The following is a 23,054-nucleotide window of genomic DNA, read 5'->3' on the forward strand; positions in this document are numbered from 1 at the left end:
GGTTCGTCGTCGAGGCGGAGCAGGACCCCAAGGTCTCGCCGCCGCTCGAAATGGCGAAGATCGGACACAAGGAACTCCTGCGCGTCATGGACGCCGCCGGATATGAAGTGGAGGGATGATTTCGATGAACCGTATGGATGGAAAGATCTGCGTCGTCACCGGCTCGACGCAGGGCCTTGGCGCCGCGATCGCCCGGAGGCTGGCGGAGGCGGGCGCCGCGGGGCTCGTCACGCTCGGCCGCAACGCGGCCAAGGGCGAAGCCGTGGCGGAGGCGATCACCCGTGACACCGGGGTGAAGGCGCATTTCGTCAAGGCGGATCTCGGCTCGGTCGAGGACTGCCGGAACGTGATCGCAGAGACCGACCGTGTGTTCGGCAAGGTGCATGTGCTCGTCAACGCCGGCGCATTGACCGACCGGGGTACCATTCTCGACACGAGCCCGGAGCTTTTCGACCGGATGTTCGCCACCAACCTGCGCGGGCCGTTCTTCCTCATGCAGGAAGCGCTCAAGCTGATGATCCGCGACGGCGTCGAAGGGGCGATCCTCAACATCGGCTCGATGTCGGAACTCGCCGGACAGCCCTTCCTCAGCGCCTACAGCACGTCGAAGGGCGCGCTTGCGACATTGACCCGCAACACGGCGTTCTCGGTGCTCTGCAACCGCGTTCGCGTCAACCAGCTCGACATCGGCTGGATGGCTTCCGACCACGAGCGCGCCTTGCAGGAAGCGGAATCGGGCGATCCGGACTGGGAGGCCAAGGCGAATGCCGCCCTGCCCTTCGGCCGGCTGATCGAGCCCGCCGAGGTCGCCCGCGTGGTGAACTTCATCTGTTCCGACGACGCCGGCCTCATGACCGGCGCGGTCATCAACTTCGACCAGTCGATCTGGGGCGCCTATGGCAACTCACCCGTCCCGGACGGACCGATGACGCTCTGACGCGCCGAGGCTTCCAGAACGACGACCCTGGCGCCGGCCAACTCGGAGTTGATCGGCCGACGCTTCCTCCCCACCGCGCGGGGCCGTTCCCGGTCCCGCGCTTCTTCTAGCGCGAAAGCATTCCGGAGCCGGCGTGACGGTCCTGAACGAAAAAGCGGCCGGTCCCTCGGATGAGGGAACCGGCCGCCAGGCACCGGTCCGGAGCTGGGAGGAACCCCGGCCGGCCGTTCGGAATGCCAGATCAGGCGCGTGTCAGGCGCGGGCCGGAGCGGCGGCCTTGAGCGTGGCGTTCAGGGCTTCCTCGGCGATGGCGAACTGGTTCTGGACCAGCTTGGTCCAGGCATCGACCGCCGCCTGGGCGTCGCGCACCAGCGTCTCGGTGGCCTTCTTCTGCGTCGCGAGCGCCTCGTCGAAGCTCGGCAGCTTCGCGAGCTGCTCCTGGAAGGCCTCGGGGCCGAAGGACTTCAGCGCCTCGTTGAACTTGGCGGGATCGAAGGCGAAGGTCTTGGGGTCGAACATGGGGAGTATCCTTGGGTGATCTTTGCTGCACTGCACAATATCATATTGCACTGCAGCATAAACATTGCAACCCCCTCCCGCGAGAAAGTCTCAGACGACGGACCAGCGCCCCGACACACGCCCAGCGTCGACGCCGAATCTCCCGCGCTTGGCCGTGCAGGCTCCCCTCGGACAGACCGGCCTCAACGCCAGCCGAGCGCCGGGGCCACGTGGGTCAGGATCGTTTCGAGGACATGCGTATTGTACGCGACGCCAAGCTGGTTCGGCACGGTCAGAAGCAGGGTGTCCGCCTCCGCGATCGCCTCGTCCCGGGCGAGCGCCTCGATCAGCCGGTCGGGCTCGTCGGCGTAGGAGCGCCCGAAGATGGCGCGCGTATCGGCCTCGATATAGCCGATGGAATCCGCGCTCTCGCCGGAACCGCCGAAATAGGCCCGGTCCTGGTCGCTGACGAGGGCGAAGATGCTGCGGCTGACCGAGACGCGGGGCTCCCCGGCATGGCCGGCCTCCGTCCAGGCGGCGCGATAGGCGCGGATCTGCTTCGCCTGCTGGATGTGGAAGGGCTCGCCCGTCTCGTCGAACTTCAGCGTCGAGCTCTGCAGGTTCATCCCGAGCTTCGCCGCCCAGACCGCGGTCGCGTCGGTCGCCGCCCCCCACCAGATCCGCTCGCGCAGACCTTCGGAATGCGGCTCCAGCCGGAGCAGGCCGGGCGGGTTCGGGAACATCGGGCTGGGATTGGGCTCGGCGAAGCCCTCACCCTTCAGGAGCGCGAGGAAAAGCTCGGCGTGGCGCCGGGCCATGTCGGCGTCCGTCTCTCCCTCGCCCGGGGCGTAGCCGAAATGCCGCCAGCCGTCGATCACCTGTTCCGGCGAGCCGCGGCTGAGGCCAAGCTGCAGCCGGCCGCCGGCGATCAGATCCGCCGCGCCCGCGTCCTCCGCCATGTAGAAGGGGTTCTCGTAGCGCATGTCGATCACGGCGGTGCCGATCTCGATCCGGCTCGTTCGCGCGCCGATCGCGGCGAGCAGCGGGAAGGGCGAGCCGAGCTGCCGGGCGAAGTGGTGCACCCGCACATAGGCGCCGTCGAGGCCGAGTTCCTCGGCCGCGACCGCGAGTTCGATCGACTGGGTGAGCGCCTCGCCGGCCGAGCGCGTGCCCGAGCCCCGCGCCGGGGACCAGTGGCCGAAGGATAGAAACCCGATCTTCTTCACAATCCGCCTCCGCCTGAAGCGCCCGCGAGCGAGCGGGCGCCCCACCCTATGACCGCGGCCGCCGGATGCAAGCGGGGGCCGGATCGGTGGTGTCTCCGCGATGCGACCGGCGGATCAGGCCCGCCGCGACGGGATGTGCCCGGTCTCAGCCGAGCTTGAGCAGGCCGTCCGCGCCGACCGTCACGGGCACCGGGTCCGCGACCTCACCCACGAAGGCGCCGCCGCCGGGGTTGTGCAGGAAGCCGAGGAGCCTCAGCCCCTCCTCCGTCTCCACGATCCGTGCCGCGTAGCGGTTGACCGCCGGATCGCCGTCGAGGAACGCTCCGGGCGCCACCTCCCACGGTCCGCGGGGGTCGCCCGCTATCATGTAGTGCGTGCCGAGCACCGGTTCGCCGGGATAGGAGGCGCGGTAGGCGGCGGAATAGTGGCCGGCGTCGGTGCAGAAGAGGCAGTACCAGCGCCCGTCCTTCTCGAAGACCTGCGGCACCTCCATCTGCCCGAAGGTCCCGCCGGCGTAGACCGGGTCCCCGAGCGTCCAGACCATCAGATCCGGCGAGGTGGCGAAGCCGATGGCGCCGCCGGCGTTGGGTTCTCCGATGCCGGGGACGCGGGCGGTGAAGAACATCATCCAGCCACCCCTCGGATCGCGCATCACCCAGGGGTCGCGCATCGCCCGGTCGTGCCAGTGGCCGGGGGTGTATTCCTCGTAACGGTCATCGATGTCGAGCGCGAGGCCGGTGCCGACCCGGGTCCAGTCGTGAAGGTCGGTCGAGGTGGCATGGCCGATGCGCTGCTTCATGCCGGACTCGGCCCGGCTGGAACCGGTGTAGAACAGATGCCAGAGTCCGTCGTCGCCCCGCACAACCGAGCCGGTCCAGGTGGTGAAATCGTCCCATGCCGGCGAGGTGGCGGGCGCGAAACTGGTCCCCTTGTGGTCCCAGACCTTGAGGTCGCGGCTCGTGGCATGGCCCTGGGTGGCGTTGAAGTGGCGGAGCTCGGGGTCCCCCAGCGACTTGTCGGCCTGCAGGAAGAAGCCGTGCCAGAGGTCACCGTCGCGGATGTACCAGCTGTCCCAGATCCATTTGGTCGGTAGTGCGATCGTCATTCTCGGTCAGCCTTTCACGCCGGTCGCGGCGATGGAGGCTCGAAGGCGCGCCGGAAGGCAAGGGGAAAACGGGGCTTCGGCGACCCGAAGCCCATGAGCACCGCCCGGTACGAGCTTGAACCGCGGTCGCCCCTATTCCCGTGCGACGTGCCCGGCCGGCGACACGAATGCGGCCCGCGCGGCGAGGGCGCGGTCCCGGATCACGCAGCCGTCCGCGTGGTCGTTGATGAGCCCCATCGCCTGCAGGAACGCATGGACCGTGGTCGGGCCGACGAAGCTCCAGCCGCGCTTTCTCAGATCCTTAGAGAGCGCGACCGAAGCCGGGGAGGTCGAGGCGAATCGTGGCGCCGGATCATCGGGCGCCGGCTCGAAACGCCAGACATAAGCCGCGAGCGTCCCCTGCTCGGCGATCAGCTCCCGCGCGCGGCGGGCGTTGTTGATGACCGCGGTGATCTTGCCGCGATGCCGCACGATCCCGGCATCCCCAAGCAGGCGTTCGATGTCACGCTCTCCGAAACCCGCGACGCGCTCGATCTCGAACCCGTCGAACGCCGCGCGGAAGTTCTCGCGCTTGGTCAGGATGGTCCGCCAGCTGAGGCCCGACTGGAAGCTCTCGAGGCAGAGTTTCTCGAAGAGGCGCCGGTCATCGGCGACCGGAAACCCCCATTCATCGTCGTGGTAGGCGACATATTCCGGCGTCGCGACGCACCATTGGCAGCGGGGCAATCCGTCCGGACCGGGAACCGTTGTCATCATCGCGAACTCCATCCTCCGGCCGCGTCCTGCTCCGGGCCTCGCCCTGACCGCCATGATAGCTGCCCGCGCCAGGAACGAAAGAGGAACTTTCGCGAAGGTGGCGGAACCGCGCTCCAGCGGCCCGGCCCGGAACCTCCGGCGCGCGGCGGGCTGGCGCCCGGGCGAACCTTGTGCCAGAAAAATCGGATGGTTTCACGGCGATGGGAACCCCGGACCGGGAATCGGGAACCGTCGCCCGCTGAGACACGCAAGAACTGCCCGTGCGGAAAGCGGGCGGCGATCAGTGGGGAGAACGCATGAAAGACGATCTGGCGCAGGCCGCGCTCGAATACCACCGCTATCCGACCGCCGGCAAAATCGCCGTCATGCCCACCAAGGGCATGAGCAACCAGCGCGACCTCGCGCTCGCCTACAGTCCCGGGGTCGCCGTTCCCTGCCTCGAGATCCAGAAGGACCCGCTCAAGGCCTACGAATACACCTCCAAGGGCAATCTCGTCGCGGTCGTCTCGAACGGAACGGCGGTGCTCGGCCTCGGCAATATCGGCGCGATGGCCGGCAAGCCGGTGATGGAGGGCAAGGGCTGCCTCTTCAAGAAATTCGCCGGCATCGACGTCTTCGACATCGAGATCGACGAGACCGATCCCGCGAAGATCATCGACATCGTCGCCTCGCTGGAGCCGACCTTCGGCGGGATCAACCTCGAGGACATCAAGGCGCCGGAATGTTTCGAGATCGAGACGAAGCTCCGGGAGCGGATGAACATCCCCGTCTTCCACGATGACCAGCACGGCACCGCCATCGTCGCGGCGGCGGGGCTCCTGAACGCGCTGCATCTGGTCGGCAAGCCGATCGAGAGCGTCAAGCTCGTCTGTTCCGGCGCCGGCGCGGCGGCGATCGCCTGCCTCAACATCGTCGTGGGCCTCGGCGTCAAGCGCGAGAACGTCTGGGTTCTCGACAGCAAGGGCCTGATCACCAAGTCCCGCGGCAAGCTCGACGCGCAGAAGGCCGCCTACGCGCAGGAGAGCGACCTGAACGCGCTCGGCGACGTGATCGAGGGCGCCGACGTGTTCTTCGGGTTGTCGCAAGCCGGTATCCTGAAACCCGAGATGGTCGAGCGGATGGCGGAGAAGCCGATCATCCTCGCCATGGCCAATCCCGATCCGGAGATCACGCCCGAGGATGCCAAGCGCGTTCGGCCCGACTGCCTGATCGCCACGGGACGCAGCGACTATCCGAACCAGGTCAACAACGTCCTCTGCTTCCCCTTCATCTTCCGGGGCGCGCTGGACGTGGGCGCGACGGAGATCAACGAGGAGATGAAGCTCGCCTGCGTGCGCGCCATCGCCGCGCTCGCCCGCGCCGATGTGTCCGACGTGGTGGCCGCCGCCTATGGCCGGAGCGACATCCGCTTCGGGCCGGAATACCTGATCCCGCCGCCGTTCGATCCGCGACTCATCACCGTGATCTCGCCCGCCGTCGCGGAGGCGGCGATGCGGACCGGCGTCGCGACCCGGCCGATCGCCGACATGAAGGCCTACCGGAGCTCGCTCGAACGCTTCGTCTACACCTCGGGCACCGTGATGCAGCCGGTCTTCCAGGCGGCGGCGGCGGCGGAGCCGCAGCGCATCGCCTATGCCGAGGGCGAAGACGACCGCGTGCTCCGCGCCGTCCAGATCGCGGTGGACGAGAACCTCGCGCGGCCGCTTCTGGTCGGGCGCCCGGAAGTGATCGCGCGCAAGATCACCGATCTCGGGCTCAGACTCGAGGCGGGCCGCGACTACGACCTCGCGAGCTATGACGACGACGCGATGATCGAACGCGCCGCCGGCAGCTACTACGCGCTCGGCAAGCGGCTCGGGATGCGGCCCGACTACGCGGCGGCGGAGGTCCGGCGCAACGGCACGCTGATCGCGGCGCTGCTGCTGCGCGAGGGTCAGGTCGACGGCATGCTCTGCGGGACCTTCGGGCCGTTCCGCGACCACCTGAAATACGTGAGCGAGGTCATCGGGACGAAACCCGGCGCCACCAAGCTCGCGGCGATGAACCTGCTCATGCTGCCGAGCCAGACGCTGTTCATCTGCGACACCTATATCAACGAGAACCCGACGGCGGAGGAGCTGGCGGAGATCACCGCGCTCGCCGCCGACGAGGTGCGCCGCTTCGGGCTGGAGCCGCGCGTCGCGCTCATGTCGCATTCGAACTTCGGCACCTCCGACACCCCTTCGGCGCGCAAGATGCGCGCGGCGCTCGACCTGATCCGGGAGCGTTCGCCGGAGCTGGAGGTCGATGGCGAGATGCACGCGGACGCGGCGCTCTCGAAGCGGCTGCTCGACCGGACGATGCCGGATTCGCCGCTCTCGGACGCGGCGAACCTGCTCGTGATGCCGAACCTCGACGCGGCGAACATCACCTTCAACGCGCTGAAGATCGTCGCGGGCGAGGGTGTCTCGGTCGGCCCGATGCTGCTCGGGGCGGCGAAGCCCGCGCATATCCTGACGCCGACGAGCACGGTCCGGAGGCTCGTCAACATGACCGCCGTCGTCGCCGCCGACGCGGCGAGCACGGTCGCCTGAACCGGGCCGAAACCGGGGTTGAATCAAGACGCGCGGCGGAGCCTACCGCCGCGCGTCCTCGAGGATCATCCGCGACGCCTTCTCCGCGATCATCATTGTGGGTGCGTTGGTGTTGCCGCTGGTGATCCGGGGCATCACCGAGGCATCCGCGACGCGAAGCCGCCCGAGCGCCCGGAGGCGCAGCCGGGGATCGACCACCGAAGCCTCGTCGGCGCCCATGCGGCAGGTCCCGACCGGATGGAAGATCGTGGTGCCGATGTCGCGCGCCGCCTGTCGCAACTCCGCCTCGCTCTCGAAGGCGGCGCCGGGCCGGTATTCCTCCGGGCTGTATCGCGCGAAGGCCGGTTGCGCGGCGATCCTGCGCGCGAGCCGGATCGCCGCCGCCGCCGTCAGGAGATCCGCCTCGGTCGAGAGATAGTTCGGCCGGATCGCCGGCCCGCCCTCGGGCGAGGTGACGTGGATCGAGCCCCGGCTCTCGGGCCGGAGGTTGCAGACGCTGGCGGTCATCGCCGGGAACGGATGCACCGCGTCGCCGAACTTGTCGAGGCTGACCGGCTGGACATGAAATTCCAGATCCGGCGTCGCCTTCTCCGGCGCGGAGCGGGTGAAGATCCCGACCTGACTCGGCGCCATCGCCATCGGACCGGACCGGCGGAGCGCGTATTCGAGCCCGATCGCGGCCTTGCCCAGCAGGCGCGAGGCCTTCTCGTTCAGGGTCGGCACGCCCGTCACCTTGAAGACGAGGCGAAGCTGCAGGTGGTCCTGAAGGTTCTCGCCGATCCCGGCCACCTCGCGGATTGGCGTGATCCCCGCCGCCTGGAGCACCTCGCCGGGGCCGATTCCGGAGCGTTCGAGAAGGAGAGGCGAGTTGACCGCGCCCGCCGCCAGCACCGTCTCACCGGCGCGCGCCTCATGGGAGGCGCCGCGATGCCGATAGCGGACGCCCCGGACCTCGCCTTCCTCGATGATCAGCCGCTCGACCTCGGCCCCGGTCAGCACGCGCAGGTTCGCCCGGCCGGTCGCGGGACGCAGGAAGGCCTTGGCCGCGCTCCAGCGCAGGCCCGCGCGCTGCGTCACGTCGAAATAGCCGCCGCCCTCGTTGGTTCCGGTGTTGAAATCCGGGGTGCGCGGAATCCCCGCCTGTTCCGCCGCTTCGAGGAAGGCGTCGAGCACCTTCCAGGTGATGCGCGCCTTCTCGATCCGCAAGCCGCCGCCCGCGCCGTGAAATTCCGAGGCGCCGAGATGAAAATCCTCCTGAGCGGTGAAGAGCGGCAGCACATCGTCCCAACCCCACCCATCGCAGCCGAGTTGCCGCCAGCCGTCATAATCCTGCGCCTGGCCCCGCATGTAGATCATGCCGTTGATCGAGGACGACCCGCCGATCACCTTGCCGCGGGGGTAGAGGATGGAGCGGCCATTGAGGCCCGGCTCCGCCTCCGTCCTGTAGCGCCAGTCGGTTCGGGGATTGTCGATGCAGTAGAGATAGCCGACCGGGATATGAATCCAGTGGTAGTTGTCGCGCCCGCCCGCCTCGATCAGCAGCACCCGATGGCGCGGATCGGCGGAGAGGCGGTTCGCGAGAACGCATCCGGCGGAACCCGCGCCCACCACGATGAAATCGTACTCGTCCATCCGCCCCTCCCCGCTGGTCTCCCGCTCGCCCCTCTCAGAGCAGCTTCTTGAGGTTGACGCCCGGATCGGCGAGCGCCTGCGGGTCGGGGGTGGCGCGTCTGGCGATCAGCATCTCGGCGAGGCGGATCTCCTTGGCGACCGCGTTGCCGGGGCCGATCCCCGAGGCCGAGAGGAGCCGGCCGTCAGGCGCGAGGTGGAAGATCAGGAAGGCGCCGTCCTTGCCCTCGCGCCGCACATGGCTTCCCGCGCCGTCGGCGAGCCCCGCGATCTGCAGCGTCAGGTCGTACTGGTCCGACCAGAACCACGGCACCGCCGAGACCGTCTCGCCCGCGCCCAGCATGTTGCGCGCGGCCAGGCCGCCCTGTTCCTGCGCGCTGCGCCAGCTTTCGAGCCGCACCCGCCGCCCGTCATAGAGCGGCATCGGCACCGAGCAGCAATCGCCCGCCGCGAAGATGTCCGGGTCGGAGCTTGCCAGCGTCGCATCGACCGCGACGCCGTTTTCGAGCGCGAGCCCCGCTTCCTCCGCGAGTTCGACATTGGGCATCGCGCCGATGCCCACCACGATGAGATCGGCCGCGACCGTGGTTCCATCGGCGAGGGCGACGCCCGCCTCCTCGATCCCCGCGACCCGGGCGCCGGTCAGGATGCGCGCGCCCTCGGCGGCGTGGCGCTCGTGCAGCACGGCGGCGATCTCCTCCGGCACCGCGCGGCTCAGGAGCCGGGGCAAGGCCTCGATCACCGTGACCTCGGCGCCGAGCCTGCGCGCCGAGGCGGCGAGTTCGAGCCCGATGAAGCCGCCGCCGATCACCGCGAGCCGCTTGCCCGGACCGAGCGCGGCGCGGATGCGGGCGGCGTCGTCGAGCGTACGCAGCGTGACGACATTCGGAGCCTCCGCGCCCCGGTCATTCCCTGGAAGCGGCCGGGGCCGCGCGCCGGTCGCGATCAAGAGCCGCTCGTAGGGCAGTTCCGAACCGTCGTCGCAGACGACCGTCTTGCGCGCCCGGTCGATCGCATGCGCCTTGCGCGACCGGCGGAACGCGATCCCCGCCTCGGCGAGCCGCTCGGCGCCGCCTATCCCCTTCGGAACCGGCGTCTCGGCGAGGATCGCATCCTTCGAGAGCGGCGGCCGCTCATAGGGATCATGCGCCTCCGCGTCGAGAAGCGTCACCGGCCCCGCGTAGCCCGCCTCCCGCAACGCCAGCGCCGCCCGCGCCCCGCACTCCCCGGCGCCAACGATCACCATGCCGGCGTCCGTCTTCCCGTCGCTCGCCTCGCCGTCGCTCACCGTGTCGGTCATCTCAGATCTCGACCAGAATGTCGTCGCCTTCGATCTTCACCGGATAGGTCTTGAGGTCGATGCAGACCGGTGCCCCGAGCGCCTCGCCATTGCGGTAATCGAAGCGCCCGTTGTGCTTGGGGCATTCGATCACATAGTCCATCACCAGCCCGTCCGCGAGGTGGATCTTCTCGTGCGTGCAGAGCCCGTCGGTCGCGAAGAACTCCCCGTCCGGCGAGTGGTAGATGGCGAAGGTCCGGCCGTCGTGGTCGAAACGGGCGACATCTTCCTCATCGACGTCGTCCTTCGCGCAAGCACGGATCCAGGGCATGGGTTTCTCTCCTCAGGTTGGTCTTTTGGTTTTCAGGCTGGTCGTTCTGGGCAAGTCGTTCAGGCGGATCGGCGCGGGCCGTGGCAGGCCCCGCAAGCTCGTCTCAGGCCGCGCCCAGGGCCTGGGCGTGGAAGTCCTCACGGTAGGGCCGGGCCGTCGCCGGCAGTTCCCGCTTCAGGAAGTAGTCCTCGTATTTGAGCTGGCGAACAAGAGCCGGCCACATTTCCCGGAACGCCTCGGCGATCGACCGGTTGGGCGCCGGCAGGTCGTGCTTGATCCGCTCATGCAGCGCGGGCAGCTGGTGGTAGGGCACCATTGGGAACATGTGATGCTCGACGTGATAGTTCATGTTCCAGTAGATGAACCGCGAGACGGGGTTCATGTAAACCGTCCTCGAGTTCAGACGGTGATCGAGAACGTCGTCGGCGAGGCCGCCATGCTGCAAGAGGCCGGTCATGATGTGATGCCAGGCGCCATAGAGCCGGGGCAGGCCGATCACCATGAGCGGCAGAATCGACTGCGTGGCAAGCGCGAGCGCGATCGTCGCGACGTAGATCGCGGTCCAGATCCGGGCGACCCTGATCACCTTCGGCTGCTCCATCTCGGGGATGAAGGTCGCCTCTTCGGGATGAATCCGGCCCGACGCGTTGGTGAGCATCCGCCCGAGGCCGTTCCAGACATCGATGACGCCGAAGAAGTTCAGGACGAGCTTGAAGAAGGCCGGCGGGCGCATCACTGCGATCTCGGGATCGAGGCCGACGATATAGGTGTCGGTGTGGTGCCGGGTGTGGCTCCAGCGCCAGGTGTAGGGATTGCGGATCTGCATGAAGGAGGCGATCTGGTAGACCCAGTCGTTCATCCAGCGCGTCTTGAACGCCGTGCCATGACCGCATTCATGCCAGCGCGAATCCGAGGCCGAGCCGTAGAGCACGCCATAGGCGAGCCAGAACGGCAGGGAGAGCCACGGGTGACCCATCAGCCAGACCGCGATGCCGAGCCCGGCGAGCACGGCCATGGCGCCGAGCCAGATCACCGTGTCGCGGATAGCCGGCTGGTCGGAGCGCTGCATGAAGGCCTTCATCTCCTTGCGGGAAATGTCGGTGTGATACCATTCCGCCGCCTTGAGCCCGGTCTCGACCGCCCGGCGGGCATCTTCGCCGAGGAGGCTGTAATCCCGCTTCCGGCCGCGCGGGCCGGGCGCGGTGGCCGCGGTGGCCGTGAAATCCGTCATCGCATCGGTCATCTTCAGCTTCCTCCCGGCATCGCGGTGATTTCGGGCGAAGATGCCGCCCGAGCTTGCGAATCGCAATCTCGTCTGCGAGGAAATCTATCAGAAACTATCATCATTCTGATGGAGATGGGCCATGGTCGCCCGGGTCACGATCGCCGATGTCGCCCGCGAGGCGGGGGTCAGCGTCGCCACCGTCGATCGCGTGGTGAACGGCCGGCTGCCGGTGCGCGAGGATACCGCGCGCCGCGTGCTCGACGCGTCGCAGCGGCTCGGATTCCACGCCGCGGGACTGATCCGCGCCCGGCTGCGCGAGCAACTGCCCGAGATCACCGTCGGTCTGCTGCTGCAACGCCCGGAGGACCCGTTCTACCGCGACCTGACCGACCGGCTCACAGCCGCGATCACCGGCTCGCGGCTGTTCCGGGGCACGGTCCGCGCCGATTTCTGGCCGGCGGACGATCCGGAGGACATCGCCGCGCGGCTGCGGCGTCTTGGCAGGCGCGCCCGCGCGGTCGCGGTGGTGAGCCCCGACCACGCCGCCGTCGCCGAGGCGGTGGCCGAGCTCACGGCGCGTGGTGTGCCAGTCTTCACGCTGCTCTCGGATCTGGCGACCTCGGCCCGGACCAGTCACCTCGGGATCGACGGGCGCAAGGCCGGCCGGACGGCGGCCTGGGTCATCCACCACGCGGCGAAGGCCGCGGGGCCGGTCGGCGTGATCGTCGGCAGCCGGAGGTTCCAGGGCCACGAACTGCGGGAGATGGGCTTCCGGTCCTATTTCCGGGAGATCGCGCCCGACTTCCCGGTGCTCGAAGCCGTAGTGAATTCCGAATCCGACGCGGCGACCGAGGGTGCCGTGGTTCAGCTGACCGAAGCCTGGCCCGATCTCGCCGGGATCTACATGGCCGGCGGGGGCATCGCCGGCGCCATCGCCGGTCTTCACCGTCTGGCGAAGGACCGGAGGCCCGCCCTGATCGTCCCCGCGCTGCCGCCCCTCGCCCGCGCGGCGCTCGCCGATCGGCTGCTCGCGGCGGCGGTCTGCGAGCCGATCGACCGGCTCTGCGAACGGCTGCTCGATCTCGTCGTGCTGGCGCTCGAAGGCGAGACCGCCCGGCTTCCGAACACCATCCTCCTGCCGATGGACCTGTTCACGCCCGAGAACCTGTGAGCGGCGGCGCTCGGAGCCGCCGGGCCGGCAAGAAGTCATGGCGGTGGAGTTCTCAAGGAACTTCACCGCCATGACAGGAGCCCGCCCGGCGTGGGAGTGGAGGAGGAGCTTCGCACCGGGCGGGGTAGTTGGGCGGGAGAGTCGTGAGGACCAGACCCGCGGGCCAGTCGGGCGGGGTAATCGTCGGCCAGCATCGCGACCGCACCCTCCCGCCCCGGGATCATCAGGTCGCGGCGCGGGCCGCTTCCCTCGCCTTCTGTCTGGCCCTGCGCGCCTTGAACCGGACATTCATCCGCTCCTCCGCCTCCTTCGAGCCGTCATGGAAGGTCCCGAACCACCGGTCGAGCGGCACGCCGCCATCGGCGTAGTTCACCTCGAAGTACTTGTGGTGGAGGTAATGGGCGAAACAATGGGTATCGAGCGCGGTATCCTCGCCCGCCACCACCTTGTCGAACCCGGTATGACCCGGCGCCGGCGACATCGCGAGATGCACGAGGTGGAACATCGCATGGATGGGATTCGACGGCACGATCCAGTGCAGGATCACGCCGGAGAAATAGAGCAGATGCTCGACCGGATGCATCGACAGGCCGGACCAGGGGCCGGGATTGACGTTGTTGTGGTGCAGCTTGTGCACGTGGCGGTAGAGGAACGGCACGTGGATCAGCCGGTGCACAAGGTAGAAGTGCACCTCGCGGAACAGCGGGATCAGGAACATGAAGGCCACGATATAGACCGGATGGTCGATCCAGCTGACCCAGGGGATATAGCCGTTCGCGAAAAGCCACCAGGTCACCGCCTCATAGGCGGTCCAGATCGTCACCCCGCTGCCGAAGGACCAGATCATGTTGTCGATGTTCTGGCTCTTGAACAGGAAGGCGTCGTTGTCGGTCGAGGGCCAGTTCGGGTTGTACTTGAACTGCGTGCCCTGCGCGCGCTGGATGTAGAGCCGGAGGTGGAACGCGCCGAACCAGATGAGGATGAGCGCGGCGTTCCGGAGCCAGATGAAGGCGATCCAGCCGAACTCGAAGCTTCGCATCGCCTCCATCGGCGGCGTGGCCCAGAGCCAGATGCCGACCGCGACCAGCGCGTAGAAGACGTTGTAGGGCCAGAGATAGCCGCCCCAGCCGAACAGCCAGCTCAGCACCACCCGCGGCTTGAACGGCAGCTCGAAGAGCGGCCCGGTCTTGACCCGCTTCGTCGGTGTCCAGTGGCCGCGGCGGTCGCGGCTGCCGTAGCTGGCTTCATCCATCACTGGGGTCCTCCTTGACCGGGGCGAGGCGCTCGACCAGGGCGGCGAGCCGACGGCATGGCGCGCCGTTCCGGCAGCGTCCGGAGGCGCAGGGCGGCCTGGTGTCCAGCTCGGCGGAAACGACGGGTGTCATTCGAGGCCCTTTCCTCTCGACAGGCGGAACGCGGCGACGGCCATGCGATCCTTCCCCATTTCAGATTCTGAGATCGAGTCGGCTCATGTCTGTCCGTTGCACGTTCATAATGAGGCATTCATGAGGCATGAGTCAATCAATTTGGGGCCCACTATCGCACGTTATCCCGGTCGCATTGTGTTCGCCTCCGAACAATGATCTATTTTGAGGCGAAAGCCGCTCAAGAGTGCCCCATCGTGAAGAAGATCAGCATCAAGGACCTGACCGTGGCCACCGGCCTGTCGCGCGCGACCATCGACCGGGCGCTGAACGACCGCGGAAGCGTGCATCCCCGGACCCGGAAGGTGATCGAGACCGCGCTCGAGGAGCTGCGCGCCGGCGGGCCGGCGGCCGCGGCGCTCGACCTGCCGCTCGACATCGTGCTCCGCGTCGGCCGCGGGATGCTCGCGCAGGTCTCGGCCACGCTCGCCACGCTCGGACTGCCCTCCGTCCTGCTGCACGACATGTATCAGAAGGACGAGGCCGAGGTTCTGGACCTCGCCCGCGCGCTGGCGGCCGACCCGCGCCGGCCGCTGATCCTGACCGCGAAGAATTCCGAGCCGCTTCGCGCCGAACTCGCGGCCGCCCGCGCGCGCGGCAAGCGGATCATCACCTTCATCTCCGACCTGCCGCATGACGCGCGCGACGCTTTCGTCAGCATCGACAACCGGATGGCGGGCGAATGCGCCGCCTTCGTGCTCGGCGGCCTGTTCCGCGAGCGCGCCGCCCGCTTCGGCGTCGTGATCGGCGACTATGCCTTCAGCTGCCACGAGGAACGCGAGATGGGCTTCCGGTCCCACCTGCGCGCGCGTTTCCCGGAGGTGTCACTCGTGCATGAGGCGCGGGGGGAGGATTCCTACGAGGGCACGCGCGAGGCGGCGGCGGACATGCTCGCCGCGCATCCCGATCTCGACGCGATCTACAATGTCGCGGGCGGCAACGCCGGTCTCGCCGAGGCGCTGCGCTCGGCGAGATCCGGGCGGCGCCCGGTCCTGCTGTCGCATGAGGCGAACCACATCACCACGCCGCTCCTGCGCGAAGGCGTCATCGACTACGTGCTCGCCCAGGACACCGGCGCGATGCTCCGCCGGGCACTGCGGCTCGCGACACTGCCCTCGCTGGCGGAGGAGGACGAGATCCACCACGTCGATTTCGGCGTCTACACCCGGTTCAACATACCGGGCTTCGTCAGCCCCACCCGGGAGGGTGACGGCTGAGCCGCCCGCCCCCCGGCGCCGATCTGACCGCCTTTCATCCCCGGTCCAGCCCCGCCCGCAGCAGGGCGCAGCTTTCGGCCAGCCGCGCGGCGAGGTCCGGATCGCTCTGGACCGCCGGATCGAAAGGTTCGATCGAGACGAAACCCGCGTAATCCGGCAGGGCCGCGAGTTGCGCGAGATTGCCGACCCGGTCCACTTCGCCGACGAGGCCGCGATCCGGCTCGGTCAGGTCTCCGGGCGCGAGGTCGTTCCGCGTGATGCCGGAGACATGGACGAGGCCGACGTGTTCGGGGTAGAGCCGGTCGTCGCCACGGCGGAAGAACTGGAACGTGTCGTAGCAGAGCTGGAATGGCGCCGCGTCGCCGATTTCGCGCATCGCCGCGACCGCCTGGGCCTGGCGGTTCATCGTGCTGCCCTTCATGCCGAGCGGTTCGACATAGCCGATGACGCCCGCGTCGCCGAGGATCGGCGCGAGGCCGCGCAACCCCGCGACCAGCCGATCGGCCGCCTCCGCCTCGGTCCAGCCGGCGGTTTCATCGATCACGGGGCAGAGCACGATCCCCGGCGCGCCGAGATCGCGCGCGCGGGCCGCGAGCGCGGCCGCCTCGTCTTCGCGCTCGCCGGTCCAGTCGTTGAACCGTTGCAGCGCGTTGATCGAGGCGACCGCGAGGCCGGCATCCTCGATCCGCGCCCGGATCTCGGCCACCGGCGTGCCGTCGGCGAGCTCGCATCCCGGCACATCGTCGCGGATCTCCACCCCCTCGACGCCCGCGCCCGAAGCGAGCGCGAGGAACTCCGGGAGCGGGAGCCCCGGCGCGACCGTCCGGTTGATCGCGAGCCGCGGCCTCATNCCACCCCCTCGACGCCCGCGCCCGAAGCGAGCGCGAGGAACTCCGGGAGCGGGAGCCCCGGCGCGACCGTCCGGTTGATCGCGAGCCGCGGCCTCATTCCAGATCCTGCCAGGTACCGCCCGCGTCATGGCTGTCGGCGGCGGCGTGGATGAAGCGCACGCCCCGCGCGCCGTCCTCCAGACCCGGAAGCGCGATCAGCCCCTCGGGCAGGGTCTCGCCCGCGCGCCGCGCTTCGACGGCGATGGCGATCTCCGTATACAGGTTCCCCCAGGCATCCGAGAGCGACTCGCCATGGCCGCGCGGCAGCAGCGCCATCCGCTCGGCGGCAGGGCGCACGCCCGCGCCGTGGCCCCGGACGATCACCTGCTCGGGCTCGTTCAGCGGGCGGTATTTCAGGATCTCCGGGAACTCCTGATCCCATTCGAGCCCACCCTTCTCGCCATAGACCCGGAAGCGGAGCGCGCAGTAGTTGCCGGGCGCGGCCTGCGTCACCCAGAGCGCGCCCGGCGCCCCGTTCTCGAAGGCGAGGTTCATGAAGGCGGTATCCTCCATCGCCTTCGGTGCGCCGCAGACGTGGAAATCGGCGCGCAGTCGCGCGACCTTCAGGCCGGTCACGAATTCGATCATGTTGAGCGCATGGGTTCCGATGTCGCCGGTCGCCGAGGCGCGGCCGATCTTCGCCGGATCGCGCCGCCAGGCGAGCGAGCGCGAGTCCGGATCGTCGGCCTCCGTCGCCCAGTCCTGCGCGTATTCAACGAGCGCCTGCCGGATCGGCCCGAGCGCGCCCTCGGCGATCATCTCCCGTGCCTGCCGCGCCATCGGGTGATAGGGATAGGGATGGGTGATCGCGAAGACGAGGCCGGTCTCCTTCTGTTTCGCGGCGAGCGCGTCGCAGTCCTCGGGCGTCATCGTCATCGGCTTGTCGCAGATGATGTCGATCCCCGCGTCCATGAAGACCTCGGCGATCTCGCGATGCGTCCAGTTCGGCGTGCAGATCGCCACCGCCTCGATCCCGTCCTTGCGCGCCGCCTCGGCCTTCGCCATCTCGCGGTAGTCGGTGTAGGTCCGGTCCTCGGCCAGCATCCACTCCTTGCCCGAAGCCTTCGCCCGTTCCGGATCGGACGAGAGCGCGCCCGCCACGAGATCCCAGCGGTTCGAGAGCCGCGCGCCGGTCCAGTGCCACTGGCCCACCAGCGCCCCCTGCCCGCCCCCGACGATGCCGAGCCTGAGCAGCCGCGACGCCTTGGGATAGCTTTCCGTTCCGGTCAGACCCATGTCCACCGCCTCCTTGTCGTTGAAATGCCGAGCTCCCGCCGGGCGTCGGGCGGGGCATTGCCCGCCTCCCCCTGCCCCCCGGTTCAGGTGCGGATCACGTGATCCGTCACCTCCTCGATCGTCGTGTCTTCCTTGCGCGCCTCGAAGACCTTGGCGCCGTGGCTCATCACCACGAAACGGTCGCAGACCTGGAAGGCGTGATAGATGTTGTGCGTGACGAGAACCGAGGACGTGCCCTCCGATTTCAGGTCGCGCACATAGCCCAGCAGGTGCTCGGTCTCGCGGACCGAGAGCGCCGAGGTCGGCTCATCGAGCAGCAGGATGTTGCGCTTGAAATGCACGGCCCGGGCGATCGCCACCGCCTGTTTCTGGCCGCCGGAGAGGAAGCCCACCTCCTTCTCCGGATCGTCGATCCCGGAGATCTGCACCGCCGAGCCGAGGATCTCGATCGCCGTCGCCTCCATCGCCTTGTGGTCCATGAACCCCCAGCGATTGGTGATCTCGCGCCCCATGAAGATGTTGCGGGTGATCGCCATGGAATCGACCAGCGCGATGTCCTGGTAGATCGTCTCGATCCCCGCCGCCTCGCTGTCGGCGCGGCTGTTGAGGCGGATCTTCCTGCCCCGGGCGAGGATCTCGCCCGAGGTCGGCGGGTTGATGCCCGACATCATCTTGACGAGCGTGGACTTGCCGGCGCCATTGTCGCCGAGCAGGCCCACGACCTCGTTCTCGCCGATGTAGAAGTTCATCTTGTTGAGCGCGACGAAGGTGCCGTAACGCTTCACGATGTCCTTCAGTTCGAGAAGCGGCGTGGTTTCCGGCTCCAGCCCCTTCGCGCGCGGCTCGTAGGGTTCGATGACTTCGATCTCTCCGGTCGATGCGTTCATGTCCCTTGCCCTCAGTTCTTGCGACGGATCGCCATGTTCATGATGACGGCGATGACGATCAGGGCACCGACGAACATCTCGAAGTAGAAACCGGGCGCGCGCAGGAGCAGCAGCACGTCCTGGATCGTGTACATGAGGCAGGTGCCGAGCACGATGCCGAGGATCGCGCCCCGCCCGCCCATCAGCGCATGCCCGCCGATGACGCAGGCCGCGATCGCCACGAGTTCGAGCCCGAGGCCGCCGCCCGGCTGGATCGAGGAGACGCGCGCGCCGGCGATGATGCCCGAGAGCGCCGCCATGAACCCCGCGATCGCGAAGGCGATGATCTTGGTCCGCGCCGGATTGATGCCGATCGCGATCGCCGCCTTCTGGTTGCCGCCGACGGCGAAGAAGTGATTGCCGATCCGGTGGTGGTGCAGCAGGAAGTAGAAGATCACCGCGAAGATCGCGAACCAGATGATCGAGGCGTGCACGACGCCGATCGAGCCGTTGAAGATCGTGTTGAACGGCTCCGACGGCTTGAAACGCAGCGACGAGGCGCCGTGGTAGAGCAGCGTCGCGCCCTTCCAGAGCAGCATCGCGCCGAGCGTGGTGATGAAGGACGGGATGTTGAACCTGAGCGTGATGAGCGCGTGGATCACGCCGGCGAGCGTCCCGACCGCGAGGCCGATCAGCAAGCCGCCGAACGGAGCGAGCGCGCTCGCGCCTTCCGCGCCGACATCGCCGCCCCACTGGTTCGAGAGCGTCGCCGCGACGATGGCGCAGAAGGAATAGAGCGCGCCGACGCTGAGGTCGAACTCGCCCGCGATCATCAGCACGCCGACGCCTAGCGCCATGATGCCGATCGGTGCGATGGACTTCAGCAGGACCGCGATATTCGCCTCCGAAAGATAGCGGAAGCTGGTCGGGAACAGCAGCGCGCCGATGACGCAGGCGACCTGCACCACGACGAAGAGCACGGCGATGCCGCCTTCGGGTCGCGTCCGGATCCAGTCGATGGCCTTCGCCGCGAAGCTCCGCTCGTTGCGGGCTGCGATGGCGGCGTGGATATGCGCGGATTGCGACGCGCTCATGGGCGTTCCTCCTGGGAAATGGCCTGGGACGCGCGCCGGAGTTTCCCGGCCGCGCGCTTGGGTCCGACGTCAGGTCAGCGGATCGCGCCCGCCCATTCCCGCGCCTTCTCGTAGTTCGTCTGGTCGACGAGACCCGCGCCGCCCGTGTTCATCTCCGACGGGTAGAGCCCGTACTTGAGGTAGAGCGCGAGCTGGGTGACCGAGTAATAGCCCTGGCTGTAGGGCTGCTGATCGACCGCCGCCGTCATCTCGCCATCGGCGATGTTCTGCAGGATCGACTGGGAGATGTCGAAACCGCCGATCGGCAGCTCGTCGAGGCCCGCGTCCCGCGCGGCCTGCACCGCCTGGCTGTTGGGCGTCTGTCCGAGGCTGATGATCGCCTTCACGTCCGGACGGCCGAGGAGATACTGCGTCATCAGGTTGAGCGCGGTGCCGTGATCGTTGGTGGTGCCGAGGATCTCGGAGGTGGCGCCGACCTCGGAGAGCGCTTTCTGCACGCCCTCGTGGCGCTTCACGGCGTAGCTGCCCTCGGGTGCCTCGACCGGGGTGAAGACGAGATCCCCCTCGCCGATCCCGTGCGTCTCGATCATCCGCTTGCCGAGGGTGTAGCCGGCCTCGACGAAATCCTGCCCCATGAAGGCGAGCCGGCAGGTGCCCTCCGCGCCCTCGGTGTCGTCGATATTGTTGGTGACGACGGCGATGCCCTGCTCCTCCGCGCGACACAGGATCTCGTCATAGGCGTTGTCGTCGGCGATGCCGACCGAGATGCCGTTGACGCCGGAGGCGATGGCGGCTTCGAGTTTGTTGCTCTGGGTGACCGGATCTTCCTCGCCGAACTGGATGTCGAGCGTGACACCCTGGTCCTCGGCCGCGTCCGTCGCGCCGTTGTTGAGCGCCTCGAAGAACGGGTTGGAGGATTGCGACCAGTTCAGCAGGAGGATCTGGATGTTCGACCAGTCCTGATCGGAATCCTTCGCCTGCGCCGCGTGGGTGGTCAGAGCGGCGCCCGCGAGCAGGGCCGCGATGGCCAGGGTTCTGGCGGTCATGGATGAGATCTCCCCGTTGGTGTCGCGCGCCGCGCGGCTCGCGATTCTTTGCTTGGACGAACCAGTGTCAGGTTCTTGATCGCTGTATATTGCATCATGAGGTATCATGCAATATCCTTTGCACTAAATGAGTATTGCGCAATGTATCACCATGAGCGATACGCTACTCGCAATGCGGCGAAATGAGCGGTCCGGCGGCGGGAGCCGGGCCCGGGAACATGTCGGCCGGGGAGGATCGAACGCATGTCGGACCAGCAGGAGCTTCTGGTCTTTCAATCGCTCTGGGCGATGGAAAGACGCCACACCGATGGGCTGGAACGCTCGCTCGAAGAGAATATCGCGATGATCGCCGATGAAGGCTTCGACGGGATCAGCACGCATTGGACCGACCGTGAGACGGTTTCCCGTGTCTCCGCGCTGCTGCGCGACCGCGGCATGACCGCCGAGGGCCAGTGCTTTCCGAAGACGGTGGACGATCTGAAGCCGGTGCTCGAAGTCGCCTCGGAGTTCCCGCTCCACCATCTCGATATCCAGCCGGATGTGCGGCCCCGGCGGCTGGAGGAGTGCCTCCCGCTGCTGGAAGGCTGGATGCGGCTCGCCGAGGAGGTGGACTTCCCGGTCCTGATCGAGACGCATCGCGACCGGATGACCACGGATCTCTTCTTCACCCTCGACATGCTCGACGCGATGCCGGACCTGCCGCTGGTCGCGGACCTCTCGCATTTCCTCGTCGGCCGTGAATTCGCCTGGCCGGTAGACGACGAGAACCATGCGATGATCGAGCGCATCCTCGACAATTCCTGGGCGTTCCACGGCCGTGTCGCCACGCGCGAACAGGTGCAGATCGAGATTTCCTTCCCGGCGCACCGGATGTGGGTCGAGCTTTTCGAGCGCTGGTGGAGCTATGGTTTCGCAAGCTGGCGCCGCCGCGCCGCAGCCGATGCGACGCTCGCCTTCACTTGCGAACTCGGGCCCAAGCCCTACGCGATCATCGGTCGCGACGGAAACGACACGACCGACCGCTGGGAGGAATCCCTCCAGATGCGCGACATCGCGCGGCGGCTCTGGCAGGACACGCCGGCCCCGCGAGCCGCCGACTAGGCTGAGCGGAGCCACCGGACCCCGGAACCGGCGCAAGGCCGGTGCGCGGGGCGATCACACCCGCTAGACTTCCCCGGAACGCCGCCCGCGGGGCGCGGCGGCGACGGGAGGATCCGCCATGTCACGCCCGAGGTCATTCCCTGGAGCGGCGGGCACACGCCCGACCCGCGGCCATCCGGTCAGCCCGCGCGGTTCGGGCTGAGCCATGCGCGATCTCACCCTGCGCCAGGTCGAGGTGATCCGCGCCGTCATGATGACGGGCACGATCAGCGGCGCCGCCGAGTTCCTCAACGTCTCCGCCCCCGGGATCAGCCGCCTCGTCAAGCATACCGAGGAGAGCCTCGGGGTGCGGCTCTTCGAGCGCAAGGCGGGGCTCTTCGTGCCGGCCGCCGAGGCGGCGATGATCTTCAACCAGATCCATCAGGTCTACGACAAGATGGCCGGGCTCTCTGACGCGCTCGCCTCGCTGAAGCGCGGGCGGGAGGCGGAACTCGCCTTCGCCTCCGTCCCCTCGATCGCGCAGTTCCTCGCCGCCCAGGCGATCCGCCACGTCCGCCGCCGGTTCCCGGAGCTCTACATCGATCTCAACGTGCTGAAGGTCGAGGAGACCATCGACTACCTGCTGCTGGAGCGTGGCGAGTTCGTGGCAATATCCTATCGCTTCCCGCATCCTTCGCTGGACTTCCGCCATCTCGGCGCGGGCGAACTGGTGGCGATCGTCCCCGAGAACCATCCGCTCGCCGCCTCGCGCGCGCCGGTCCCGACGCGCCTGCTCGCCGGGGATCTCCTGATCGGCGTCGACGCCTCCGACCCCTACGGCGCGGTCACCGCCGAGCCGTTCCGCCGCGCCGGTCTGGAGCGTCGCCTCTCGATCCGGGCGCGCTTCGCGCAGACGGTGGTCAGCCTCGTGCGGCACGGACTCGGGGTCGCCGTGATCGACGAATTCTCGGTCGCGGGGGTCTACATGCCGGGCCTGGTCCGGCTGCCGCTGGAGGAGAAGGTCGAGATCTCCGTCTACGCGGCGCAGAAGGCCGGACGAACGCTGTCGAGCTTCGCCGAATACGCGATCAGCCGTCTGCGGGACGAACTCGGCCAGACCGTCGCCAACCGGCCCTGGGGAGCCGGCGCCACCCAGGGTTGATTAACACCATGTTACGCCCTCAACCAACCTGGTACTGGCGGGGACAAATGATTCGACCTATGTTGTCCTTGCAACCCCGGTAGTACCGGACCGCAAATCACAAGCCCGAGACCCGACGAGGAACGCTATCCCCGCGCAGCGGCCGATGCCGTGCGTCCATAACAATGACCAGGAGGAGACCGTCGATGGCCGACGCGACTGGGCCGGGGCACGGTTTCTTGAGACAGCGTCGAGCGCTACTTTCCCGAGGAACGGGGGTAGAGCATGGACGACAAGAGCGACGTGAAACCTGGCGCGACGGAGGCCTCG

Annotated in this window: 20 protein-coding genes; 6 read left to right on the forward strand and 14 right to left on the reverse strand. The window is 68.1% G+C overall.

What is annotated here, in order from left to right; genetic code table 11:
* Nucleotides 1–124 precede the first annotated feature (124 nt).
* Nucleotides 125–937: an SDR family oxidoreductase gene (locus ACLJK8_RS17795; RefSeq protein ID WP_413151689.1), complete on the forward strand. Its 813-nt coding sequence runs from the start codon at nucleotides 125–127 to the stop codon at nucleotides 935–937.
* A gap of 252 nt (nucleotides 938–1,189) precedes the next feature.
* On the opposite strand, the gene ACLJK8_RS17800 is transcribed toward ACLJK8_RS17795, so the two are convergent.
* The 4 genes from ACLJK8_RS17800 to ACLJK8_RS17815 all read right to left on the reverse strand — a co-directional run bounded on the left by ACLJK8_RS17800 (nucleotide 1,190) and on the right by ACLJK8_RS17815 (nucleotide 4,522).
* The gene (locus ACLJK8_RS17800) at nucleotides 1,190–1,456 is read right to left on the reverse strand and encodes a hypothetical protein (protein WP_413151690.1); all 267 of its coding nucleotides are present in this window, start codon (nucleotides 1,454–1,456) and stop codon (nucleotides 1,190–1,192) included.
* 182 nt (nucleotides 1,457–1,638) lie between these two features.
* Nucleotides 1,639–2,661, reverse strand: coding sequence for an LLM class flavin-dependent oxidoreductase (locus ACLJK8_RS17805; protein ID WP_413151691.1), 1,023 nt, complete (start codon nucleotides 2,659–2,661; stop codon nucleotides 1,639–1,641).
* 145 nt (nucleotides 2,662–2,806) lie between these two features.
* The gene (locus tag ACLJK8_RS17810) at nucleotides 2,807–3,766 is read right to left on the reverse strand and encodes a levansucrase (protein WP_413151692.1); all 960 of its coding nucleotides are present in this window, start codon (nucleotides 3,764–3,766) and stop codon (nucleotides 2,807–2,809) included.
* A 132-nt stretch (nucleotides 3,767–3,898) separates the two neighbouring features.
* Nucleotides 3,899–4,522 (reverse strand): DNA-3-methyladenine glycosylase I, encoded by a 624-nt coding sequence (locus ACLJK8_RS17815; RefSeq protein ID WP_413151693.1) that lies wholly within the window; start codon nucleotides 4,520–4,522, stop codon nucleotides 3,899–3,901.
* Nucleotides 4,523–4,818: 296 nt separating this feature from the next.
* Here ACLJK8_RS17815 and ACLJK8_RS17820 point away from each other — a divergent pair, with 296 nt between their 5' ends.
* Entirely contained in the window at nucleotides 4,819–7,095 is a 2,277-nt protein-coding gene (locus ACLJK8_RS17820) for an NADP-dependent malic enzyme (protein ID WP_413151694.1), read from the forward strand.
* A 42-nt stretch (nucleotides 7,096–7,137) separates the two neighbouring features.
* On the opposite strand, the gene ACLJK8_RS17825 is transcribed toward ACLJK8_RS17820, so the two are convergent.
* The 4 genes from ACLJK8_RS17825 to ACLJK8_RS17840 all read right to left on the reverse strand — a co-directional run bounded on the left by ACLJK8_RS17825 (nucleotide 7,138) and on the right by ACLJK8_RS17840 (nucleotide 11,577).
* Nucleotides 7,138–8,727, reverse strand: a complete 1,590-nt coding sequence (locus tag ACLJK8_RS17825; protein WP_413151695.1) for a GMC family oxidoreductase — start codon at nucleotides 8,725–8,727, stop codon at nucleotides 7,138–7,140.
* A gap of 34 nt (nucleotides 8,728–8,761) precedes the next feature.
* Complete coding sequence (locus ACLJK8_RS17830) at nucleotides 8,762–10,024, reverse strand: NAD(P)/FAD-dependent oxidoreductase (protein ID WP_413151696.1); 1,263 nt, start codon at nucleotides 10,022–10,024, stop codon at nucleotides 8,762–8,764.
* Nucleotide 10,025: 1 nt separating this feature from the next.
* Nucleotides 10,026–10,334, reverse strand: coding sequence for a MocE family 2Fe-2S type ferredoxin (locus tag ACLJK8_RS17835; RefSeq protein ID WP_413151697.1), 309 nt, complete (start codon nucleotides 10,332–10,334; stop codon nucleotides 10,026–10,028).
* Between the two features lie 103 nt (nucleotides 10,335–10,437).
* Nucleotides 10,438–11,577: a fatty acid desaturase family protein gene (locus ACLJK8_RS17840; RefSeq protein ID WP_413151698.1), complete on the reverse strand. Its 1,140-nt coding sequence runs from the start codon at nucleotides 11,575–11,577 to the stop codon at nucleotides 10,438–10,440.
* 121 nt (nucleotides 11,578–11,698) lie between these two features.
* On the opposite strand from ACLJK8_RS17840, the gene ACLJK8_RS17845 reads away from it, so the two are divergent.
* Complete coding sequence (locus ACLJK8_RS17845) at nucleotides 11,699–12,730, forward strand: LacI family DNA-binding transcriptional regulator (RefSeq protein WP_413151699.1); 1,032 nt, start codon at nucleotides 11,699–11,701, stop codon at nucleotides 12,728–12,730.
* Between the two features lie 223 nt (nucleotides 12,731–12,953).
* Here ACLJK8_RS17845 and ACLJK8_RS17850 read toward each other — a convergent pair whose 3' ends face one another.
* Nucleotides 12,954–13,982 (reverse strand): sterol desaturase family protein, encoded by a 1,029-nt coding sequence (locus ACLJK8_RS17850; protein ID WP_413151700.1) that lies wholly within the window; start codon nucleotides 13,980–13,982, stop codon nucleotides 12,954–12,956.
* Between the two features lie 369 nt (nucleotides 13,983–14,351).
* Between ACLJK8_RS17850 and ACLJK8_RS17855 the strand changes: the two genes are divergently transcribed.
* Entirely contained in the window at nucleotides 14,352–15,371 is a 1,020-nt protein-coding gene (locus ACLJK8_RS17855; protein ID WP_413151701.1) for a substrate-binding domain-containing protein, read from the forward strand.
* A 34-nt stretch (nucleotides 15,372–15,405) separates the two neighbouring features.
* Here the strand turns inward: ACLJK8_RS17855 and ACLJK8_RS17860 are convergent, their stop codons facing one another.
* The 5 genes from ACLJK8_RS17860 to ACLJK8_RS17880 all read right to left on the reverse strand — a co-directional run bounded on the left by ACLJK8_RS17860 (nucleotide 15,406) and on the right by ACLJK8_RS17880 (nucleotide 20,503).
* Nucleotides 15,406–16,221: a TIM barrel protein gene (locus ACLJK8_RS17860; RefSeq protein WP_413151702.1), complete on the reverse strand. Its 816-nt coding sequence runs from the start codon at nucleotides 16,219–16,221 to the stop codon at nucleotides 15,406–15,408.
* Between the two features lie 94 nt (nucleotides 16,222–16,315).
* Complete coding sequence (locus tag ACLJK8_RS17865; protein ID WP_413151703.1) at nucleotides 16,316–17,497, reverse strand: Gfo/Idh/MocA family protein; 1,182 nt, start codon at nucleotides 17,495–17,497, stop codon at nucleotides 16,316–16,318.
* Between the two features lie 83 nt (nucleotides 17,498–17,580).
* Nucleotides 17,581–18,384, reverse strand: a complete 804-nt coding sequence (locus ACLJK8_RS17870; RefSeq protein WP_413151704.1) for an ATP-binding cassette domain-containing protein — start codon at nucleotides 18,382–18,384, stop codon at nucleotides 17,581–17,583.
* A gap of 11 nt (nucleotides 18,385–18,395) precedes the next feature.
* Nucleotides 18,396–19,457, reverse strand: a complete 1,062-nt coding sequence (locus tag ACLJK8_RS17875; RefSeq protein ID WP_413151705.1) for an ABC transporter permease — start codon at nucleotides 19,455–19,457, stop codon at nucleotides 18,396–18,398.
* Between the two features lie 74 nt (nucleotides 19,458–19,531).
* Nucleotides 19,532–20,503 carry a substrate-binding domain-containing protein gene (locus tag ACLJK8_RS17880; RefSeq protein ID WP_413151706.1) on the reverse strand — a complete coding sequence of 324 codons (972 nt, stop codon included), beginning with the start codon at nucleotides 20,501–20,503 and terminating at the stop codon, nucleotides 19,532–19,534.
* A gap of 243 nt (nucleotides 20,504–20,746) precedes the next feature.
* Here ACLJK8_RS17880 and ACLJK8_RS17885 point away from each other — a divergent pair, with 243 nt between their 5' ends.
* Both ACLJK8_RS17885 and ACLJK8_RS17890 read left to right on the forward strand, forming a co-directional pair.
* The gene (locus tag ACLJK8_RS17885; RefSeq protein WP_413151707.1) at nucleotides 20,747–21,604 is read left to right on the forward strand and encodes a sugar phosphate isomerase/epimerase family protein; all 858 of its coding nucleotides are present in this window, start codon (nucleotides 20,747–20,749) and stop codon (nucleotides 21,602–21,604) included.
* 205 nt (nucleotides 21,605–21,809) lie between these two features.
* Nucleotides 21,810–22,745, forward strand: a complete 936-nt coding sequence (locus tag ACLJK8_RS17890; protein WP_413151708.1) for a LysR family transcriptional regulator — start codon at nucleotides 21,810–21,812, stop codon at nucleotides 22,743–22,745.
* Nucleotides 22,746–23,054 lie beyond the last annotated feature (309 nt).

Origin of the sequence: Amaricoccus sp. W119 (genome assembly GCF_047275745.1) — a bacterium.
Classification (GTDB): domain Bacteria; phylum Pseudomonadota; class Alphaproteobacteria; order Rhodobacterales; family Rhodobacteraceae; genus Amaricoccus.

What these genes read in the sequence shown, in the direction of transcription:
- ACLJK8_RS17795 (WP_413151689.1), top strand. Translation starts at nt 125, where the DNA reads ATGAACCGTATGGATGGAAAGATCTGCGTCGTCACCGGCTCGACGCAG.
- ACLJK8_RS17800 (WP_413151690.1), bottom strand. Translation starts at nt 1,456, where the DNA reads ATGTTCGACCCCAAGACCTTCGCCTTCGATCCCGCCAAGTTCAACGAG.
- ACLJK8_RS17810 (WP_413151692.1), bottom strand. Translation starts at nt 3,766, where the DNA reads ATGACGATCGCACTACCGACCAAATGGATCTGGGACAGCTGGTACATC.
- ACLJK8_RS17815 (WP_413151693.1), bottom strand. Translation starts at nt 4,522, where the DNA reads ATGATGACAACGGTTCCCGGTCCGGACGGATTGCCCCGCTGCCAATGG.
- ACLJK8_RS17820 (WP_413151694.1), top strand. Translation starts at nt 4,819, where the DNA reads ATGAAAGACGATCTGGCGCAGGCCGCGCTCGAATACCACCGCTATCCG.
- ACLJK8_RS17825 (WP_413151695.1), bottom strand. Translation starts at nt 8,727, where the DNA reads ATGGACGAGTACGATTTCATCGTGGTGGGCGCGGGTTCCGCCGGATGC.
- ACLJK8_RS17830 (WP_413151696.1), bottom strand. Translation starts at nt 10,024, where the DNA reads ATGACCGACACGGTGAGCGACGGCGAGGCGAGCGACGGGAAGACGGAC.
- ACLJK8_RS17835 (WP_413151697.1), bottom strand. Translation starts at nt 10,334, where the DNA reads ATGCCCTGGATCCGTGCTTGCGCGAAGGACGACGTCGATGAGGAAGAT.
- ACLJK8_RS17840 (WP_413151698.1), bottom strand. Translation starts at nt 11,577, where the DNA reads ATGACCGATGCGATGACGGATTTCACGGCCACCGCGGCCACCGCGCCC.
- ACLJK8_RS17845 (WP_413151699.1), top strand. Translation starts at nt 11,699, where the DNA reads ATGGTCGCCCGGGTCACGATCGCCGATGTCGCCCGCGAGGCGGGGGTC.
- ACLJK8_RS17850 (WP_413151700.1), bottom strand. Translation starts at nt 13,982, where the DNA reads ATGGATGAAGCCAGCTACGGCAGCCGCGACCGCCGCGGCCACTGGACA.
- ACLJK8_RS17860 (WP_413151702.1), bottom strand. Translation starts at nt 16,221, where the DNA reads ATGAGGCCGCGGCTCGCGATCAACCGGACGGTCGCGCCGGGGCTCCCG.
- ACLJK8_RS17865 (WP_413151703.1), bottom strand. Translation starts at nt 17,497, where the DNA reads ATGGGTCTGACCGGAACGGAAAGCTATCCCAAGGCGTCGCGGCTGCTC.
- ACLJK8_RS17870 (WP_413151704.1), bottom strand. Translation starts at nt 18,384, where the DNA reads ATGAACGCATCGACCGGAGAGATCGAAGTCATCGAACCCTACGAGCCG.
- ACLJK8_RS17875 (WP_413151705.1), bottom strand. Translation starts at nt 19,457, where the DNA reads ATGAGCGCGTCGCAATCCGCGCATATCCACGCCGCCATCGCAGCCCGC.
- ACLJK8_RS17880 (WP_413151706.1), bottom strand. Translation starts at nt 20,503, where the DNA reads ATGACCGCCAGAACCCTGGCCATCGCGGCCCTGCTCGCGGGCGCCGCT.
- ACLJK8_RS17885 (WP_413151707.1), top strand. Translation starts at nt 20,747, where the DNA reads ATGTCGGACCAGCAGGAGCTTCTGGTCTTTCAATCGCTCTGGGCGATG.
- ACLJK8_RS17890 (WP_413151708.1), top strand. Translation starts at nt 21,810, where the DNA reads ATGCGCGATCTCACCCTGCGCCAGGTCGAGGTGATCCGCGCCGTCATG.